This is a genomic window from Polycladomyces abyssicola (assembly GCF_018326425.1).
Taxonomy (GTDB): Bacteria; Bacillota; Bacilli; order Thermoactinomycetales; family JIR-001; genus Polycladomyces; species Polycladomyces abyssicola.
In genome coordinates this window covers 1209600-1227493 of the sequence record NZ_AP024601.1, presented here as the reverse complement: position 1 = coordinate 1227493, position 17894 = coordinate 1209600, and the positions used below count along the sequence as shown (strand labels likewise).

The 17894-nt window shown below is 51.6% G+C and carries 16 protein-coding genes; 6 read left to right on the top strand and 10 right to left on the bottom strand.

Annotation, left to right across the window (positions count from 1 at the left end; all coding sequences use genetic code 11):
- Positions 1–3 precede the first annotated feature (3 nt).
- Genes KI215_RS06150 through gabT form a run of 4 tightly spaced genes read left to right on the top strand, consistent with a single transcriptional unit; the run spans position 4 to position 3876 of the window.
- Entirely contained in the window at positions 4–765 is a 762-nt protein-coding gene (locus KI215_RS06150; protein WP_212774671.1) for a LamB/YcsF family protein, read from the top strand.
- A 29-nt stretch (positions 766–794) separates the two neighbouring features.
- A complete protein-coding gene (locus KI215_RS06145) occupies positions 795–1049 on the top strand; it encodes an acetyl-CoA carboxylase (protein ID WP_212774670.1) in 255 nt (84 codons plus the stop codon).
- 4 nt (positions 1050–1053) lie between these two features.
- Complete coding sequence (locus KI215_RS06140; protein WP_212774669.1) at positions 1054–2499, top strand: NAD-dependent succinate-semialdehyde dehydrogenase; 1446 nt, start codon at positions 1054–1056, stop codon at positions 2497–2499.
- Positions 2500–2526: 27 nt separating this feature from the next.
- Positions 2527–3876, top strand: a complete 1350-nt coding sequence (gabT, locus tag KI215_RS06135; protein WP_212774668.1) for a 4-aminobutyrate--2-oxoglutarate transaminase — start codon at positions 2527–2529, stop codon at positions 3874–3876.
- Between the two features lie 211 nt (positions 3877–4087).
- Here gabT and KI215_RS06130 read toward each other — a convergent pair whose 3' ends face one another.
- The 6 genes from KI215_RS06130 to KI215_RS06105 all read right to left on the bottom strand — a co-directional run bounded on the left by KI215_RS06130 (position 4088) and on the right by KI215_RS06105 (position 11459).
- Positions 4088–4747, bottom strand: coding sequence for a cyclase family protein (locus KI215_RS06130; protein ID WP_212774667.1), 660 nt, complete (start codon positions 4745–4747; stop codon positions 4088–4090).
- A complete protein-coding gene (locus tag KI215_RS06125) occupies positions 4722–5570 on the bottom strand; it encodes a carbon-nitrogen hydrolase family protein (RefSeq protein WP_212774666.1) in 849 nt (282 codons plus the stop codon). The genes KI215_RS06130 and KI215_RS06125 overlap by 26 nt, the downstream gene beginning before the upstream one ends.
- Before the next feature lies 1 nt (position 5571).
- Positions 5572–6936, bottom strand: a complete 1365-nt coding sequence (locus KI215_RS06120; protein ID WP_212774665.1) for a purine-cytosine permease family protein — start codon at positions 6934–6936, stop codon at positions 5572–5574.
- Between the two features lie 190 nt (positions 6937–7126).
- Entirely contained in the window at positions 7127–8518 is a 1392-nt protein-coding gene (locus tag KI215_RS06115; protein WP_212775087.1) for an amino acid permease, read from the bottom strand.
- A 20-nt stretch (positions 8519–8538) separates the two neighbouring features.
- Complete coding sequence (locus KI215_RS06110; protein ID WP_275956745.1) at positions 8539–9909, bottom strand: aspartate aminotransferase family protein; 1371 nt, start codon at positions 9907–9909, stop codon at positions 8539–8541.
- 149 nt (positions 9910–10058) lie between these two features.
- Positions 10059–11459: a sigma-54 interaction domain-containing protein gene (locus tag KI215_RS06105; RefSeq protein WP_246512216.1), complete on the bottom strand. Its 1401-nt coding sequence runs from the start codon at positions 11457–11459 to the stop codon at positions 10059–10061.
- A gap of 413 nt (positions 11460–11872) precedes the next feature.
- Here KI215_RS06105 and KI215_RS06100 point away from each other — a divergent pair, with 413 nt between their 5' ends.
- Entirely contained in the window at positions 11873–13063 is a 1191-nt protein-coding gene (locus KI215_RS06100; protein WP_212774664.1) for an SDR family oxidoreductase, read from the top strand.
- A gap of 138 nt (positions 13064–13201) precedes the next feature.
- On the opposite strand, the gene KI215_RS06095 is transcribed toward KI215_RS06100, so the two are convergent.
- The 4 genes from KI215_RS06095 to KI215_RS06080 are packed head-to-tail and all read right to left on the bottom strand — an operon-like array spanning position 13202 to position 16746.
- A complete protein-coding gene (locus tag KI215_RS06095) occupies positions 13202–13480 on the bottom strand; it encodes a ferredoxin family protein (protein WP_212774663.1) in 279 nt (92 codons plus the stop codon).
- Positions 13477–14784, bottom strand: coding sequence for an FAD-dependent oxidoreductase (locus tag KI215_RS06090; protein ID WP_212774662.1), 1308 nt, complete (start codon positions 14782–14784; stop codon positions 13477–13479). Before KI215_RS06090 ends, KI215_RS06095 begins: the two co-directional genes overlap by 4 nt.
- A 19-nt stretch (positions 14785–14803) precedes the next feature.
- Positions 14804–15892, bottom strand: coding sequence for an electron transfer flavoprotein subunit alpha/FixB family protein (locus KI215_RS06085; protein ID WP_212774661.1), 1089 nt, complete (start codon positions 15890–15892; stop codon positions 14804–14806).
- The gene (locus tag KI215_RS06080) at positions 15889–16746 is read right to left on the bottom strand and encodes an electron transfer flavoprotein subunit beta/FixA family protein (RefSeq protein ID WP_212774660.1); all 858 of its coding nucleotides are present in this window, start codon (positions 16744–16746) and stop codon (positions 15889–15891) included. The genes KI215_RS06085 and KI215_RS06080 overlap by 4 nt, the downstream gene beginning before the upstream one ends.
- A 283-nt stretch (positions 16747–17029) precedes the next feature.
- Here KI215_RS06080 and KI215_RS06075 point away from each other — a divergent pair, with 283 nt between their 5' ends.
- Positions 17030–17668, top strand: a complete 639-nt coding sequence (locus tag KI215_RS06075) for a LysE family translocator (protein ID WP_212774659.1) — start codon at positions 17030–17032, stop codon at positions 17666–17668.
- Positions 17669–17894 lie beyond the last annotated feature (226 nt).

Here is a 17894-nt window from a genome sequence, read left to right as displayed (position 1 = left end):
CAAATGAAGATCGATCTCAACTGTGACATGGGGGAAAGCTTCGGCTCCTGGAAGATGGGCATGGATGAGGAGATGATTAAAACCATCTCCTCTGCCAACATCGCCGGGGGCTTTCACGCCGGAGATCCCCACGTGATGCGCAGGACGGTGGAGATGGCCACAGCCCACGGGGTGGCTGTGGGTATTCACTGTGGCTTCCCTGATTTAGTAGGTTTCGGCCGGCGCTACATCCACGCATCTCCGAAAGAAATCCAGGACGATCTTATCTACCAACTGGGAGCGTTAAGGGAATTTGCCCGCTTTTACGGGATGGAGGTGCAACACGTCAAACCCCACGGCGCCCTTTACATGATGGCTGCTGAGAGCGAGGAGCTGAGCCGGGCCATCATCGAAGCAATCCAAAAGACGGACCCTGGGCTGATCCTGTACTGCATGGAGGCCTCCGTCACTTACCGTCTGGCCAAGGAGATGGGGCAGCCGGTGGCGGCAGAATTTTATGCCGACCGGGAGTACGCCGCCGATGGGAAGATCGTCTTTACCCGCTCGATGGAGAAGGAGCTTGACCCCGAAGCAGTGGCCCGCCGGGTTTACCGGGCCGTGACTGAGGGAAAAGTGGCGACGTTGGATGGAAAAGACATTCAGGTAGCCGTCGATACCGTTTGCGTACACGGAGACACCCCAGGAGCCGTTCGGCTGGCGGAGACCATCGCAGCGTATTTACGAGAGCACGGGGTTTCCATCGTGTCCTTCCAGGATCGTAGGTAGATGAATCAACCAGATGGGAGGAGAAAAGTATGTCTCAACAAGCCAAAGCGATCACCTCTCCCCTGCCGGGCGTCTTTTACCGCCGTCCGTCCCCTGATGAGCCCCCATTTGTAGAAGAGGGGCAGAGTGTACAAGAAGGCGATGTCATCGGACTGGTGGAAGTGATGAAAAATTTCTATGAGATCACGGCTGAAGAATCTGGGGTGGTGCTCCGCTTTCTGGTGGAAGATGCATCGATCATCGACGCCGGACAAACGGTGGCCGAATTGAAAGGAGAGGAATAACACATTGAAGCAGTATCAGTTGTTTATTGATGGAAAATGGGTGAAGTCGGAAAACAGCGCTTCCTACGAGGTGACCAACCCCGCCACGGGTGAAGTGGTGGGGACAGCAGCGGATGCCACGGCCAACGATGTGAAAAAGGCTATCGACGCTGCCTACCGGGCGTATCCGGGTTGGGCTGCTCTCACCGCCAGGGAGCGGGGGGATATTTTGCACAAGGCGTACCAGCTGATGCGGGAAAACGAGGAGGAACTGGCACGTTGCATGACTATGGAGCAGGGTAAGCCCCTGCCGGAAGCCCTCGGAGAGGTACGGTATGCGGCGGACTTCGTACTGTGGTATGCCGAAGAGGGGAAAAGGATCTACGGTGACACCATTCCCGCCTCTGCCCCCAACAAGCGGATTTGGGTGTTGAAGCAGCCGGTCGGAGTGGTGGCAGCGATCACCCCCTGGAACTTCCCGGCGGCGATGATCACCCGCAAAGTGGCCCCCGCCCTGGCGGCGGGATGTACCGCTGTGGTCAAGCCGGCGGGACAGACGCCGCTGACGGCCTGCAGGCTGGCGGAGATCTTCGCGGAAGCGGGATTACCTGAAGGTGTCTTCAACCTGGTGACGGGAAAGAATCCACGGATGATTGGAGATGTACTGCTAGAGGATACCCGGGTGCGGAAGCTCACCTTCACCGGCTCCACGGAAGTAGGCAAGATCCTGATGAAAAAGGCCTCAGATACGGTGAAAAGGGTTAGCCTGGAGCTGGGCGGCCACGCTCCCTTTATCGTCTTTGACGACGCCGATCTGACGGCGGCGGTCCGGGAAGTAATCGCCAGCAAATTCCGCAATGCCGGGCAAACCTGTGTCTGCACCAACCGGATTTATGTGCACTGGAGCATCCAGGAACAATTTGCCAAGGAGATGGCCCGTCAGGTGCAGCAGCTGAAGGTGGGAAATGGTTTGCAGGAAGGAGTCAACATCGGTCCCCTCATCGATGAGTATGCCTTGAAAAAAGTGGAGCGCCATGTGGAGGATGCCTTGGAGAAGGGAGCACGCCTAATTACCGGCGGGAAGCGTTTCACGGGCCCGGGTGCGGAGGGAGGCCATTTCTACGAGCCGACGGTGCTCTTAGGCACCACCGCCGATATGCTGGTGGAACAGGAGGAAACCTTTGGCCCGGTGGCCCCCATCCAAGCCTTTGAAACGGAAGAGGAGGCGGTGGAAAAGGCTAACGCCACCGAATACGGTTTGGCTGCCTACCTGTACACCAAAGATCTTTCCCGGGCCATCCGGGTATCTGAGAAGCTGGAGTACGGCATCGTCGGGATAAATGACGGTATCCCCTCCACCGCCCAAGCCCCCTTCGGCGGGTTCAAGGAGAGCGGACTGGGCAGGGAAGGTGGCCGTTACGGGATCGAGGAGTTTCTGGAGACCAAATATGTATCAGTGAAACTGGATTGAGGATTTTGTTTAAGAGGGGTGTCGAACTTGGCGAAGACTTCTTACCAATTTATCGATCTCCGCACGGAGATCCCCGGACCGAAGGCAAAAGCCCTGTTGGAGAAAAAGGAGCAAAACGTTCCCCGGGGTCCCTTTAACACCGTACCCACCTTTGCCGCCAAGGGGGAAGGGGCGCTGTTGACCGATGTGGATGGCAATACCTTCATCGATTTCGCCGGAGCTATCGGCAGTCTGAACGCCGGCCACTGTCCGCCCAAGGTGGTAGAGGCGTTGAAGCAGCAGTTGAACCGGTATATCCACCCCTGCTTCCACGTGATGATGTATGAGCCCTATGTGGCCCTTGCGGAGAAGCTGAACCAGATCACCCCCGGGGCCCACGCAAAGAAGACCTTCTTCCTCAACAGCGGCGCCGAGGCGGTGGAAAACGCGGTGAAGATCGCCCGCAAGTACACCGGGCGGCGGGCGATCCTCTCTTTTGAGCGGGGCTTTCACGGACGGACCCTGTTGGCCATGTCCCTGACCAGCAAGGTAAAACCCTATAAATTCGGGTTTGGCCCCTTTGCTCCGGATGTGTATAAGCTACCTTATCCCTACTACTACCGGGCTCCGAGAGGAATGTCCCCGGAGGAGCTGGACAGGGAACTCCTCAATCGGATTAAGAATTTCTTCTTGAGCGAAGTGCCGGCAGAGGATGTGGCTGCTATCATCATGGAGCCGGTGCAGGGGGAAGGCGGGTTTGTTGTCCCCTCCAAAGCCTTTGTCCAAGGCGTTTATGAGATCTGTCAAAAGCACGGGATCCTCTTCATCGCCGACGAAGTGCAGACCGGCTTTGGCCGTACCGGAAAAATGTTCGCCATGGAGCACTTTGACGTTGTTCCAGATTTGATCACCCTGTCCAAGTCCATCGCCGCAGGGCTTCCCATCAGCGCGGTGACGGGGCGGGCGGAGATCATGGATGCCCCGGATGTTGGAGAGATCGGCGGCACCTACGGAGGAAGCCCCTTAGGGTGCATCGCCGCCCTGAAGGTGATCGAGATGATGGAGGAGGAGAAGCTGCCGGAGCGGGCACAGATCATCGGTGAGAAAGTGCTAGCCCGTTTCCACAAGCTACAGGAGAAGCACCCACAGATCGGTGACGTCCGTGGCCTCGGCGCCATGTGCGCCATGGAGCTGGTCAAAGGTCCGGATAAAACTCCCGATAAAGAGCTGGCCGGAAAGATCCTTGCGCAGTGCAATCGGCGGGGCGTCATCCTGATGGGGGCAGGCCTTTACAGCAATGTAATCCGTGTCCTCTCTCCGCTGGTGATCACCGATGAGCAGCTAGAGGAAGGGTTGGACGTGATTGAAGAAGTGGTGGATGAGGTGCTTGGGGAATAAAAGACTGCCGGGATTTGGCCGGCAGTCGAGTCATATACAAACCCAGCGGTTTTTCCGCTGGGTTTGTATATGACTTTTCCATTTTTCCATTTAAAATATGAAACAGGGGAATCTATTCTATCACGGGATTTTTTCATACATGAAAGCGTTTCATATTTATATGATAATAAAACGATAGACGCATACACATCTATCTATAGCAAAAATAAACCTATTCTTTATGAACCTTAATAGCTACGGCTCTGACAGGTGATCCATCTGATCCTGCAATTGGCAAGGGAAAAGCACATACCAGTGGATCCGGAAAATCAATCGCTCCAAAATTGGTTAGATTTTCTCCTATGATTCCATTTACCGCGGCGATCGCATCATGGACCGGGAACGATGTACCCCCGGTCAAATCAATATTTATGGCATCAATAAAAAAAGTACGAATGCCTCTTTTGATCATTTCTTGAATGACATCTACGTGAACATAAGGATGGCGGAAATACTTCTCTTCTCCTGCGTATTGTGACCATCCTGTATAAAATAATACAATTTTACCGGGCGAGAGCTGGTCCAAATAAGCCTCAACATCATCTAGTACAATTGCTTCCTGTTCCCCTTTTCCAAGCACAGGGATCACAACACCTGTTCCAATAAAGAGATGTAAGTCTGATTGATCAATTTTCTTACCATTGGGACAAATATGGTAAGGAGCATCAACATGTGTCCCTGTGTGCGATCCGATATGGACATAGTGAACATTGTATCCTTCGTTTTCAATTGTGGCAGCAACCCTGATGTTCGGTTGAGGATCACCTGGATAAATTGGAGTGTCATTAGTTAGGGGAATTGATAAGTCAACAATCTTTTCCGCTTTGAACATGTGATGATTCCTCCCCTTTCAGTGCATACAAATCTTTGCGTCTTTCCTTTAGCATCGTATAAAAGTTTGACTGCACTTTTTTCCGATACGCTAAATCAACTTCACCTACGATTACTTTCTCATCATCTTCCGCCGCTAAAACAACAGCAGTACCATCCGGACCATATAGACCTGATCTGCCAAAGAATATAAGATCGTTAGACTGACCTACATGATTACAAGCAGCTACATAAACAGTATTGTCAATCGCTCTCGCCATTGCAAAACGCAAAAAAGGGGCATCATACGGCTTTTCCCATGCACTTGGATTTAAAATCAGGTCTGCCCCTCTAACCGCTAACATACGGGCCAATTCCGGGAAAGCAAGGTCCCAACATATCATGAATCCGATATGCCCCAATTCCGTTTTTGTGGATACAATCTCACTTCCAGGGGAGAAGATCCCCCTTTCCAACTCTGTAATATGAATTTTGCGATAGTTAGCAATCCATTTACCATGATTATCAATGAACCTCAGGGAATTAAAAATCTCACCTTTACTGCCTGATTCCACATACCCGTAGGAAATATACATCTTATTTTTTCTTGCTACTTCCGACAGGTACCGGGCAATCCAGCCATTTGGAGTCTCGGCATATTGCCGAATTGCAGATGATAGAAAATATCCTGTTGCTGCTAATTCCGGGAATAGCATCAGTTTAACTTTTGGAGATCTTTCTTTGCATTTTTCAACTATTTCCTTCATCTTTTCTAAGTTTCTCTTTATTTCTCCATTCGCAAACCTTGCTTGAACGATGCCTATTTGATACTTCTTTTCTGTCATTCTAAACTGCCCTGCTTTCATAGTCATAAGATAAAGAAGTGCTTTTACCTAATTTCATTAAAGCCCAGTAAATGAAAGAGGTGAGGAGAAACGTCAGTATGGTAGCACCTGTCGGCAATGTTTGAATATACGAGAAATAGTAAGCAAAGACCGCACCAATCACATATGCCAGATAGGCCCTTAGATTCACACCCTTCCAATACCAGTATGTTTTATTTTGTCCTGTTATAATCTCATTCACATCATAATGTTTGTGTTTTAAAATGTAGTAGTCAACCAAAACAACAGCGATTACAGGAATAAAGAGCGTACCAATCATTAGCAAAAAGCTTTGGAAATGCTCCAATAACCAGTTTTTAAGCAGCGCACCCACGATGCTAATGATCCCCATTACGAGTGTAGGCACCCAGAAACGATGTCTAGAGAAAATAGACAAGTAGGACATGGTTGCACTATAGAGAGCCATTACGTTCGTCGATAATACAGATAAGAATATTACAATGGCCGCGACTAAACCTAAAATCGGATTATTCTGGCCAATCAAATCGACAGGATCATAAGTTTGCTTCATGTTTCCCATGATAGAGAAACCGGACACAGTGGCTCCCAATCCCATGGCAATCAAAGAGGCAAGATTATATCCGAGATAAGTTCCGATCATTCCCGTTTTTTCAGAAATACAATTCCGATTAAAATCACAAACGGTAGGCATCCAGGAAAAAGCTGTGGCAACCACTATATCAAATGCTACCATCACCGTAATGGCTGGATTTTTCTTAGCCTCCATATGAATGAGGTTTCCAATATCATAGGTGACAAACATATAACCGAAGACTATCACTGATAATACGATCATTAAAGTGGCAACAATGTTTTCCGTTGCTTCAATCCCCCGATGACCATAGATCGTAATCGCAACAACAGCCATTTCTGTAAGAATCGTAAAAAGATTAATATTGCTGTATCCTGTTAAATAGGTCACAGCATGATCCAGGCTTAAGCCTGCCATATAGGCCTGAATCCATGTCCATCCGATCAAAATAATTGTATTTACAGCTGACGGTAACACCGCTCCTCTTTCGCCAAAAGCGCCTTTCGTTAAAACCATGGTTGGAAGGCCGGTTCTGGTTCCTATGTTACCCATGAGAATTAATGGAACAGCTCCAACAAGCGAACCAAAAAGGATAACCGCAATAGCTGTTAAATATTTCAGATCAGGCACAAAAAACATGCCTGTGAAAACGGTCGTCACCACTACATTGGCACCGACCCACAAAGAAAACGTAGAGAATAGGCCCATACTTCGCTGGTTCATCGGAACCGGTCGAACACTATCGTGACCAAAGCCTTTTGTAATATCGGACATAGAGCATCCTCCCTTTTGTTGTGGTTTTAATTTACCTTGCGGCTCGGAGAATACCATTCAATTGGTTGAAGCTGCATATTTATATTGGTGTGTTTAGGTTCTGTAAAGAGCTAAACCGTGGGGACCGAGTTCCCGTCCAATTCCACTGTGTTTAAAGGCGACCCATGGGGCCTTGCCCCATGGGTCGCCTTTAAGCCCTTTCCGTTTGCGATGTGTTATCCGATTGACTCACACCCCACCGGTAGCGCAGCGCATAGGCTACCAATACCACCAACCAACTGAGCAGACTGGCCCACAACTGGGACCGCATCGAGGGAATCCACGCCATGGACCCGATCACCGCCAACATACCGGCGATGGTCAGATAGGTTAATACGGGGTAGCCCCACATCCGAACCTGTAACCTCTCCGGCCGTTCCCGCTCCAGCCGGTCGCGCATGCGAAGCTGGGAGACCGCAATCAGCAGGTAGATGAACAATGCAACGACACCTGACGAGTTGACGAGGAACAGGAAAACTTGGTCCGGTGACACATACGACATGACGACGGACAGATAGCCAATCACCGTTCCCAGCAAAATGGCGCGAATGGGAACGCCCCGGCCGTTGAGATGCATGAACCATCGGGGAGCATCCCCCTTTTTCGCTAATGCGTACAACATCCGCGACGAGGTGTACAAACCGGAGTTGAGGCAGGAGAGAACCGCCGTCAACACGATGACGTTCATGATCTGATCAGCGGCAGGGATATCGAGTGCCGTCAACGCGCTGACATAGGGGCTTTTCAGTACGCTGGCGGCATTCCAGGGCAACATCGTGACCACCAACAGGATCGACCCGATGTAGAACACCAGCACGCGCCAGATCACGGAGTTGGTCGCCTTGGCTACTGCCTTTTCAGGTTCGGATGATTCGGCAGCGGCGATGGTGACGATCTCCGATCCGACAAACGAAAAGATGACAATCACGATCCCCTGGAGGATGGAGCTATACCCGTGAGGGGCGAACCCGCCGTGAGCGTAGAGATTGGAGAAATCCATCGACGCACCCGGCCACAATCCCAGGACATACAAACCGCCTAAGATCATAAAGACGACGATGGCACCCACCTTGATCGAGGCAAACCAATATTCAAATTCCCCGTACGAGCGGACGGAAATGACATTGGTCAGTGTCAATAGCACCATCAATCCCAAACTCAACACCCATAACGGCACACCGGGCAGCCAGTATTGCAGGATGCCTGCACCCGCGGTCGCTTCCACCGCCACGACGATGACCCAGAAATACCAATACAGCCATCCGATCGAAAAACCGGCCCAGCCGCCCAACGCCAGCCGTCCATATTCGGCGAACGAGCCGATAGAGGGATGTGCCGCCGCCATCTCACCCAACATGCGCATGATCAGGACGATCAATACACCTGCCAGCAGATACGAGATCACGGCCGCCGGCCCGGTCGCGTGGATAACAGCACCACTGCCGACGAACAACCCGGCACCGATTACGCCCCCGATCGAAATCATGCGCATATGGCGCATTTTCAGGCTTTTCTGCAGTTGTCCTTGTTCCTTCACCGTCATTCCTCCCCTCTGTCGGCTTTTCAACTCGCGTGCTCCCGCAACGCCTGTTTCACCTTTTTGACAAGGAGAGCCGTATCTTCATCCGTCAGGGACAACGGTGGGGAGATGGCAATCACATTGTTGAATCCGGCCACCGTGTCCCCATTCTTGCCGACCAACACGCCCAGTTCCTTACATGTGGCGACCACCGCATTGACCCGATCCGGGTTGGCCGGTTGACGGGTTTCCTTATCCTCCACCAGCTCGATTCCGATCAACAGACCCTTGCCCCGAATCTGACCCACATGCGGCAGATCCTCTACATCGGACAACGATGCCAGGATTTGTTCACCCAATGTTGCAGATCGTTCTACCAACTTTTCCTTTTCAAGAATGTTCAGGTTCTCAACCGCCAATGCACATGCGGCCGGATTACCGCCGAAGGTGTTGACGTGACGGAAATGATCATATTCCTCCGTCCCTTTGAACGCTTCAAACAATTCTCTGCGTACCGCGGTTACGGCCAAGGGGAGATACCCGCTGGTGATCCCTTTGGCCATCGTGACGATGTCCGGTTGGATGCCGTAGTGCATAAATCCAAATGGCTTGCCTGTTCGGCCAAACCCGCAAATCACTTCATCGATGATCAACAACGCACCGTGCCAGTCGCAAATCTCCCTTACCCGTTTCAAATAATCGTCAGGAGGAATGAGGATACCGCCACCCGTGATGATCGGCTCCATAATCACACCGGCCACAGTTCGATCGATTTCCCAATTCATCGTATAGTCAAATATTTCCGCGCACTCCCTGGAGCAGGAATCCGGTGCTTTTCCAAAAGGACAGTGGTAACAGTCCGGAGGCGGAACCTGTAGAAACCCTGGAACCAAGGGTTCATACCGGTATTTGCGCTGGGCTTGTCCCGTCGCCGACATCGCCCCCAGCGTGTTTCCATGATAGGCGCGGTAGCGGGAGAGGAACTTGTAACGGTCGGGCTCGCCATTTTGACGATGGTATTGACGAGCGATTTTGAAAGCAGTCTCGTTAGCTTCCGAACCGCTGTTGGAAAAGAAAAACAAATAATCGTCACCCAACCACTTCCGCAACTTCTCGCCCAACCGGATCGCGGGCAGATGGCTTTGTGTGAGAGGGTAATACGGCATTTCGATTAATTGTTCGTATGCTGCCCGCGCCAGCTCTTGCCTGCCGTATCCGGCATTGACACACCACAATCCCGCCATCCCGTCCAAATACTTTCGCCCTTCCACATCAGTCACCCACGCACCTTCAGCCCGCGTCACCACCAGCGGGTGCGCATCGGGCTGATACCGTGCCATCTGGTGCCAGATCAGTTGTCGATCCTTTTCCCACCACTCTTTTGCCGATGGGGTCGTCATGGTTGATTCGTTCATCTACGGCCGCCTCCTTTTGAATCGCGATTCTTCACTTCCGAATACCAGCAATCTTCGTGCCAATATGAGACGACCGTATATTTTGCTGCTGATCAGTCATTCTGCTCCGGTTGGGTCGATCCGGATTTGAATTACGATGCAAAAATGAATCAGCCATGCAGACGAATGCCGTGTTTTTTCAATTTGCGCACGACAGTCGGTTGACTGACGCCCAGCAATGAAGCGATTTGTGCTGTGGTTCGCCCTTTTTTGGCCACCGACAGTAAGACTTCTCGTTCCACCTCATTCAGGATGACATTCAGCGTTCGCCCTTTTTCCCATCGCAAAGCGGGGAGCGTTCCCGTTTGCCTGTAAGGCTCCGGCATATCATCCATGCGGATCACTGTGGATTCCGTCGTCACCACCAAACGTTCCAACAGGTTTTCCAGTTCCCGAACATTCCCCTTCCACGAAAGTTGTGTCAGCCAATCCACCACTTGCGGGTCCACCGTTTTGTGAACACCGTATTTGCGACAAATCGTCTCCATCAACGAACGGATTAACACGACGATATCTTCTTTGCGCTCCCGAAGCGGCGGAATGACGATCGGAACTACGTTGAGACGATAATACAAATCCTGTCGGAATCTCCCCTCTTTGACGAGTTTTTCCAAATCCTGATTGGTTGCGGCGATCAGACGAAAGTTGGAAGTCCGCGCTTCTGTTCCGCCCACCCGATAAAATCGCTTTTCTTGAATCAGTTTCAACACCTTCACTTGGGAGGCGGGTGACAATTCGGCGATCTCATCGAAAAACAGCGTTCCGCCGTCCGCCAATTCCGCAAATCCCGGCTTTCCTTTCCGTTGTGCGCCAGTAAACGCACCCGCCTCGTATCCGAATAACTCCGATTCTAACAGTGCCTCCGGGATCGCGCCGCAATTCACCTCAATCAACGGACCTTCGGCCCGGGCACTGTGCTGGTGAATCCAACGCGCCAATGCCGTTTTGCCGACACCGGACTCGCCCAATAACAGGACGTTCACATCCACTTTGGCTGCTTTTCTCGCCGTCGCCAGTACCTGTTGCATCGCTTTGCTCGCCGCGACGATTGGTTCATTCGTCATACGGTCGCGCCGCAGAACCTCCAGTTCCGCCTGCAAACGGTCGACCTCTTTTTCCAGGACAGTCAAATATTCACGCAATCGGACCGGCTCGGTGATATCCCGCGACAAACATATCACCCATCGCAACTGCCCGTTATTGTCAAACACCGGTAGGCCCGTGACCAGCATCCGGCGCCCGCTTTTCGTTTGTTGCACAGCAGTCTGTTTTTCTCTCGTTTCCAGTACGCGCAATGTGACGGACGGATAAAACACCCGTTGTTTTTCCAATTCCGCCACCGTTTTTCCAACCAATTGATGGGACGGCTGACCATACATTTTCTCAAAGTCGCCGTTGACCGTGAGAATGCGTCCCCGTTCATCGGTGATGATCAGTTCGTCGAACAGTTTCCCGATCACCGCTTCAAAGTCCCATTCTTTAGTTGTTTGCCTCCGATGAGGATCCATCATCTGTCATCCCTCCGATGAAACAGGTTGACACTTCTCTAATTCTTTCTCTTTTTCCATAAATTGAATGGAATCATAACCGTACTCGCCGGCTCCGCCGTCGGTTGTAGGTGCAACTGATATATTTGAAACACTTGCACCTCTCCAATTTTAGCATACAATACGAATCTTCCGTAAAGCAAAACCATTGTCATTCGTTTGAGACCACAAATAAGCAGGCGCTGACTGAAGCGTTTTCATCTACCCATCCCAACGCGAAGATGAAAACAAGCGTTGGAGGAGAGAGTGGGCCCCCTCTCGCAATTATGACGGAATTTTGTTACAATTGTTTGTAGAGTATGAAAAATGAAAACTCATATTAAATATAAAAATCAAGCACCGTATCCGCTCAAGAAAATCTTTGGGAGGGAAAATTGTTGAATCAAAAAACGTATTTCATCACAGGATTCCCGGGTTTTATCGCAACGAAAATGATCAGGAAATTGCTTTGTCAATACCCAGGTTCCCGATTTGAGTTGTTAGTACATCCCAGTCAATTGAACAAGGCGAAAACAGAAATCCACCTCTTAGAAAACAATTTCGGAGCGGTAGGCAAATTTACTGTCGTCCCTGGTGATATCACATTGAAAAATCTGGGGATGAATGAATCTACGTTGCAGAGACTCCGGGGCAACGTTACTCATGTATTTCACCTCGCCGCGATTTACGACTTGGCTGTTCCAAAAGATGTCGCTTATCAGGTGAATGTCGTTGGAACAGACAATGTGAACCAATGGGTGTTACAATTAGCCAAACTACAGCGATACGTATATTTTAGTACCGCATACGTTTCGGGGACCCGATCCGGAAGAATTTTGGAAACGGAATTGGATTGCGGACAATCCTTCAAAAACTTCTATGAGTCAACGAAATTTGAGGCAGAGGTGCTGGTGCAAAAAATCCGAAATAAAGTTCCTACCACAATCATTCGGCCAGGCATTGTGATGGGGGATTCCAAAACTGGTGAAACCGTCAAATTCGATGGACCCTACTTCATCATGCGGTTTTTGGACAAGTTCGCCAAATGGCCGATCCCTTATATCGGGAAGGGTACAGCTCTGATCAATCTGGTCCCCGTAGATTATGTTGTCGATGCGACTTGTTATTTGGCACATTATCCAAAGGGCGAAGACAAAGTATATCATTTGACCGACCCACGCCCGTACCGCGCGAAGGACGCGTATCGGATGATATGCGAAGTATTGATTGGTAAAAAACCATCATTCACGCTTCCCTTGGCACTTGTGAACGGATTGCTTTCCATACCCGCGTTTCGCAGATGGGTCATGGTGGAAAAAGAGACCATTGATTATCTAAACTTAAAAGCAGAATATGACTGCACACATGCCTTAAATGATCTGGAGGGATCCGGCGTGGTATGTCCGGATTTCTCGGATTACATCAAGGTAGCGGTGGAATTCTACAAACAGCACCGGCATGACCCAGATAAAATGATACTTGTGGATCAGAAAAATAGAATGAACGTAGGTGGCCAACAGCCAGGCTACCAAGGACATCACTGGAACACTGGAAGAGCATCCGCCAAGCAACATGCACGATCTTTATAAAAGCCCGCTCATGCTATTGCTTTGGCATTCCGACCATTTGCTGCAGCGCTTTCATCTCCCTATTTCAATCGGGGATGAAAGCGCTTTATCAATAATAAAACCGGCTTCCTGACGGAAACCGGATCAGCTGATGTGATCTCAACCATATTTGTACGTAATACCGTACCCGCCTTTTGGATACACCCAATGGATATTATAGTAGGGGCACCCGATACGGCACGTGCCGCACTCGATGCAATTCTCAAACGCGACGGTGGTTATCTCTCCCGTCCAGTCATAGACGTCCGCCGGACAAAAATGGGTGCATTCCTTTGTCTCACATGTCAGACAAACCTGCTGATCCTTGATGATCAAATGGGACTGGTCATCCACTTTGTACCGGATGGTAAACAACTTCTCCGCAATGCTGCTGCTCATCCGTTCATCGCCCTCCATCCCTTCATGCCCACTTTGAGCAGATTCCAGGTTCCCCCGGCTGCCTGTTTAAGATATTGTATGGCTTTTTTCTGCTTTTCGCCTTTGGGAACGCCGTCGACGAGAAACATTTCGTACGCCGCCCGGTTCACCGCCTGCGGCAGGCGGGTGAACAACAACTCGGGGTCCTCTTCCTTCAATATCTGATGCATGCCTTTGTATTTGACCAAATCTTTGCGGATAAAAGACTCGGCCACCTTCTGATCGTACAGACGAAGTGTCTCCCGCGAAAAGTCGCCTCTTTTTTTGGCCTCGATCACCGCTTCTCCCGCCATACGGCCAGATGTCATGGCCAAGTTGGACCCTTCCCGATGTACAAAGTTAACGAGCTGGGCAGCATCTCCGGTGATGCACCAACCGTTTCCGCTGAGCGGCGGAACGGAATTCCATCCGCCCTCGGGGATCAGATGTCCCGAATACTCCTTGGTTTCCCCACCTTCGACCAGCCGTCGGATCATGGGATGCTTTTTCACATGGTCCAGCAGTTCGTACGGCTTGATCTTCTTCTTTTTGAGATGGTTCACCATCACACCGATTCCGAGCGACAGCGTATCCTTGTTGGTGTACAGGAAGCCCATCCCGGCCATCCCCAGCGACGTTTCGCCCATGAACTCGATGGTGACGCCTTCATCACCTTCCAAATTAAAGCGATCCTGGATCTTCTCTTTGGGCAAGGCGATGATCTCTTTCACCGCCAATGAGACTTCGTCCGGTTGCCATTCTTTGTGGATGCCCAACTGTTTACCCAGCAGCGAATTGACGCCATCGGCGATCACCACCACGTCCGCGTAGAGATCTCCGTCCTCCCGGTCGGTACGCACCCCGACCACGCGATCTCCCTCGGTGATCAGCTCTGTGGCCACCGTCTCGTAAATGGGCAGGGCCCCTGCCGCTTCCGCCTGAGAGGCGAACCACTGGTCAAACTTCACACGAAGGGCAGTCCAGCAGTTGTAAGGTTCCTTGTAGGCTTCGTTTCGGTGGCTGAACGTAACCGCCGAGTCCTTTCCCATCAGCCAGATCCGCTGTTCGACGATATGACGCTCCACTGGCGCTTTGTGCCACTGATCGGGCAACACGTCCTCCAGTTGTTTGCGGTAAAGCACCCCGCCGAACAAGTTTTTCGCTCCCGGGAATTCCCCCCGTTCAAGCAGAACCACGGATAATCCCGCTTTGGCCATGGTGTAAGCCGCCGCACTTCCCGCCGGACCCGCGCCCACGACGATAGCGTCAAATTTTTCGTTGGCCATTACTCTCTCCCTCCTCATGTTAACGCGCCGCGACCGGGTCATTATTTTCCGTTTTCAAAAAAGGAAGTCCTCTCCGTTTTTTCACTTCCTCTGTCAAAGCGGGGACGATCTGAAACAGATCCCCCACGACCCCGAAGTGGGCTACCTTAAAAATGGGTGCGTCCGGATCCTTGTTGATGGCCACGATCACGTCGGCATTCTGCATTCCCACCAAGTGTTGTACCGCACCAGAAATGCCTACGGCGATGTACAATTTGGGCCGCACCGTGTGTCCGGTCTGACCCACCTGATGCTCATGACCGATCCAGCCGGCATCCACAGCTGCCCTGGATGCACCCACCACGCCGCCCAATGCGTCGGCCAGTTCCTTCAGCAAGCGGAACGGTCCAGGACCGCCCAATCCGCGGCCGCCCGCGACGATCACGTCGGCGTCTTCCAGATTGACCCGCTTTTCATCCTGGATGAAGTCCAGCACCCGTGCCGCGATCTCCTCCTCCTTCATCTCGCAGGTAATCGGAATGATTTCTCCCTTGCGGGACGGATCGCGCGGCAGGGCCTCAAACACGCCCGCCCGTGCAGTCGCCATCTGCGGTCGGTACTGCTTGCACAAAATGGTGGCCACCATCTTCTCCGAGAAAGCGGGGCGGCTGGCCAGCAACAACCGGCTGGGATGGGGTTCCACGTCCAGCTGGGTGGTGTCCGCCGTTAGTCCCGTCGGTAAATGGGTGGCGATCGCTCCGGCCAGGTCGCGGCCGGTGTAGGTGGCACCCATCAGCACAATCTCCGGCTTGATGTCCCGGATCAATTGCAGGCAGACGCGGCTGTAAGGGCGGGTTCGGTAGACGGACAGCACAGGATCGTCACAGATGTAAACCTTGTCGGCTCCCCGTTGGATCGCCTCTTCTGCCAGATGGCCCACCCCGTGGCCCATCACCAGTGCGATGGTTTCCACCTCCAGCTTCTCCGCCAGCTTCCGGCCGATGCCCAACAGTTGCCACGACACGCTTTTGGCTACGCCGTCCCGCTGCTCCACAACCACCAAGACCCCACGGTATTCGGACCAGTCCGGCATGTCGTTCGGTTGCGCCGCTTTTTTCTTTACCGTCATGCCGACACCTCCTCCGACTGCTGGTTCCATCCCAATTTATCGGGCAAATCCGTCGACCACAGCCGATCAGCCAGGAATGCGGCCGCTTCCTGCGGTGATTGATCTTTTACGACTTCCCCGTTGACGGGCTTTTGTTCCGGCACCCATGTCTTGGCAACGATCGTCGGGGAGCCTTTCAACCCGATTTGCTTTTTGTCCATGTCCGGAAAATCATCCACCGTCCAGATCACCGGCTTGAACCGTGCTGCTCTGAGCATACCCGGCATGCTCGCCCTGCGCACCTTGTTCAACTCTTTGAGCGCCGTCAACAGCGCCGGTAAACGGGTTTCCACCACTTCCACACCGTCTTCCAGGTGACGGTGAACCGTGATGGTTCGTTTCTCCAGATCGATGCCCACTACTTTTTCCACGTACGTCAACTGCTCCAAATCGAGACGGCAGGCAATTCCCGGTCCCACTTGCCCGGTGTCGCCATCCAACGTTTGTTTTCCGCAAAACACCAGATCGACGGGACCCCACTCTTCTCCGATCTTTTGAATCGCTTTGGCCAATACGTAGGAGGTGGCCAGCGTATCCGCCCCGGCAAACCGGCGGTCCGTCACCAACACAGCCTCGTCGGCTCCGAGGGAAATGCATTGTTTCAGTGTTTTCTCCGCCGGCGGTGGCCCCATACAGACTACGGTGATGCGGGCTCCATATTGGTCCTTGATTCGCAGTGCCTCTTCCAGCCCGTGCATGTCGTAAAAATTGGCGATAGCCGGAACGCCCTGCCGGATCAGTGTGTTGGTCTTGGGATCGATCCGGATCTCCCTGCTGTCCGGTACTTGCTTCACACAACAGACGATGTGCAGCATGTTTCGCCTCCTCTCCTTTTGTGAAACTTGTAACAAAGCATAAAATAAGTAGCCCTTGGAAGAAACCGCCTTGCTACCAACCTATGTGCGAAACCACGTTTCCATTCGTGACCCCTTTCTCAATTGGGGACACAACGTCACAAAACAACGAATTATGACAATTATTTTACATTAATAATCTTCTGCATAATTATCCGAATTTCCTGCCATGATTCAAAAAAAAGAAAGCCCACTCGCGCTTTATAATATAAATTGACCGCGATAAATGATGGGAGTGTGAGAGATGTTTCTTCAAGTCTTTCTCATCGGTTTGCTGGGCGCAATTTCACCCGGACCGGACTTCGCCGTCGTAACGCGCAACAGTTTGAGCTACGGTACTCGAATCGGGATTGCCACAGCATTCGGCATCGCTGCGGCTCTGACCATACATATCGCTTACACCGTCGGTGGATATGCACTGATCTTGAAGCAATCGCTCGCCGTTTTCACCGTGATTCAATTGGCAGGGGCGATTTACCTGGCATGGTTGGGAACGCAGGCGATCCGTTCCCGCCCCGCCACTGAAACGGAAACGGAAACAGCAAAGGGAAACGGAGAAGATACCGAATCCAAAAGCGGGTGGCAAGGATTTCGGGACGGCTTTTTATGCAATGCACTCAACCCAAAAGCGGCACTCTATTTTTTGGGGATATTCTCTCAGTTTTTACAGCCGGGAGATCCACAATGGTACTACTGGATATACGGATTGGAAAACATTGTAGCGGTAGGCGGATGGTTTATCTTGCTTGCTGTAATTATCTCCTCTCCCCGCTTCCGCAAGGTGTATCATCGGTATCGTCATTGGTCCGATCGGTTGTTGGGAGCCGTCCTCATCTTTTTCTCAGTACGAATCTTGTGGTTGGTTGTCGCACGATGGATGTGACCGTACGAGAACAAGGCACTGATCTGTCACACTTGCAATAACCAAAAAGACAGTTCTTTGTTCAGGGTGTATCTAATCAATATCCAGTGCATCATTGTCCGGATTTGCTCCACCTGCGCCCTCAAAGAAGCAAACCAAGGCCGGTCGGAGGGCGCGGGAAATGGGCAAAGTACACTTCGCTCAAAAGGAAGTTGTATGCAAATGTTTTCTGCTCATTATCTTTGTT

Coding starts and splice junctions, on each gene's coding strand:
- KI215_RS06130 (WP_212774667.1), bottom strand. CDS start 4,747: ATGTTCAAAGCGGAAAAGATTGTTGACTTATCAATTCCCCTAACTAAT.
- KI215_RS06090 (WP_212774662.1), bottom strand. CDS start 14,784: ATGGCCAACGAAAAATTTGACGCTATCGTCGTGGGCGCGGGTCCGGCG.
- KI215_RS06150 (WP_212774671.1), top strand. CDS start 4: ATGAAGATCGATCTCAACTGTGACATGGGGGAAAGCTTCGGCTCCTGG.
- KI215_RS06145 (WP_212774670.1), top strand. CDS start 795: ATGTCTCAACAAGCCAAAGCGATCACCTCTCCCCTGCCGGGCGTCTTT.
- KI215_RS06110 (WP_275956745.1), bottom strand. CDS start 9,909: ATGAACGAATCAACCATGACGACCCCATCGGCAAAAGAGTGGTGGGAA.
- KI215_RS06085 (WP_212774661.1), bottom strand. CDS start 15,892: ATGACGGTAAAGAAAAAAGCGGCGCAACCGAACGACATGCCGGACTGG.
- KI215_RS06120 (WP_212774665.1), bottom strand. CDS start 6,936: ATGTCCGATATTACAAAAGGCTTTGGTCACGATAGTGTTCGACCGGTT.
- KI215_RS06095 (WP_212774663.1), bottom strand. CDS start 13,480: ATGAGCAGCAGCATTGCGGAGAAGTTGTTTACCATCCGGTACAAAGTG.
- KI215_RS06105 (WP_246512216.1), bottom strand. CDS start 11,459: ATGATGGATCCTCATCGGAGGCAAACAACTAAAGAATGGGACTTTGAA.
- KI215_RS06075 (WP_212774659.1), top strand. CDS start 17,030: ATGTTTCTTCAAGTCTTTCTCATCGGTTTGCTGGGCGCAATTTCACCC.
- KI215_RS06080 (WP_212774660.1), bottom strand. CDS start 16,746: ATGCTGCACATCGTCTGTTGTGTGAAGCAAGTACCGGACAGCAGGGAG.
- KI215_RS06125 (WP_212774666.1), bottom strand. CDS start 5,570: ATGACAGAAAAGAAGTATCAAATAGGCATCGTTCAAGCAAGGTTTGCG.
- KI215_RS06115 (WP_212775087.1), bottom strand. CDS start 8,518: ATGACGGTGAAGGAACAAGGACAACTGCAGAAAAGCCTGAAAATGCGC.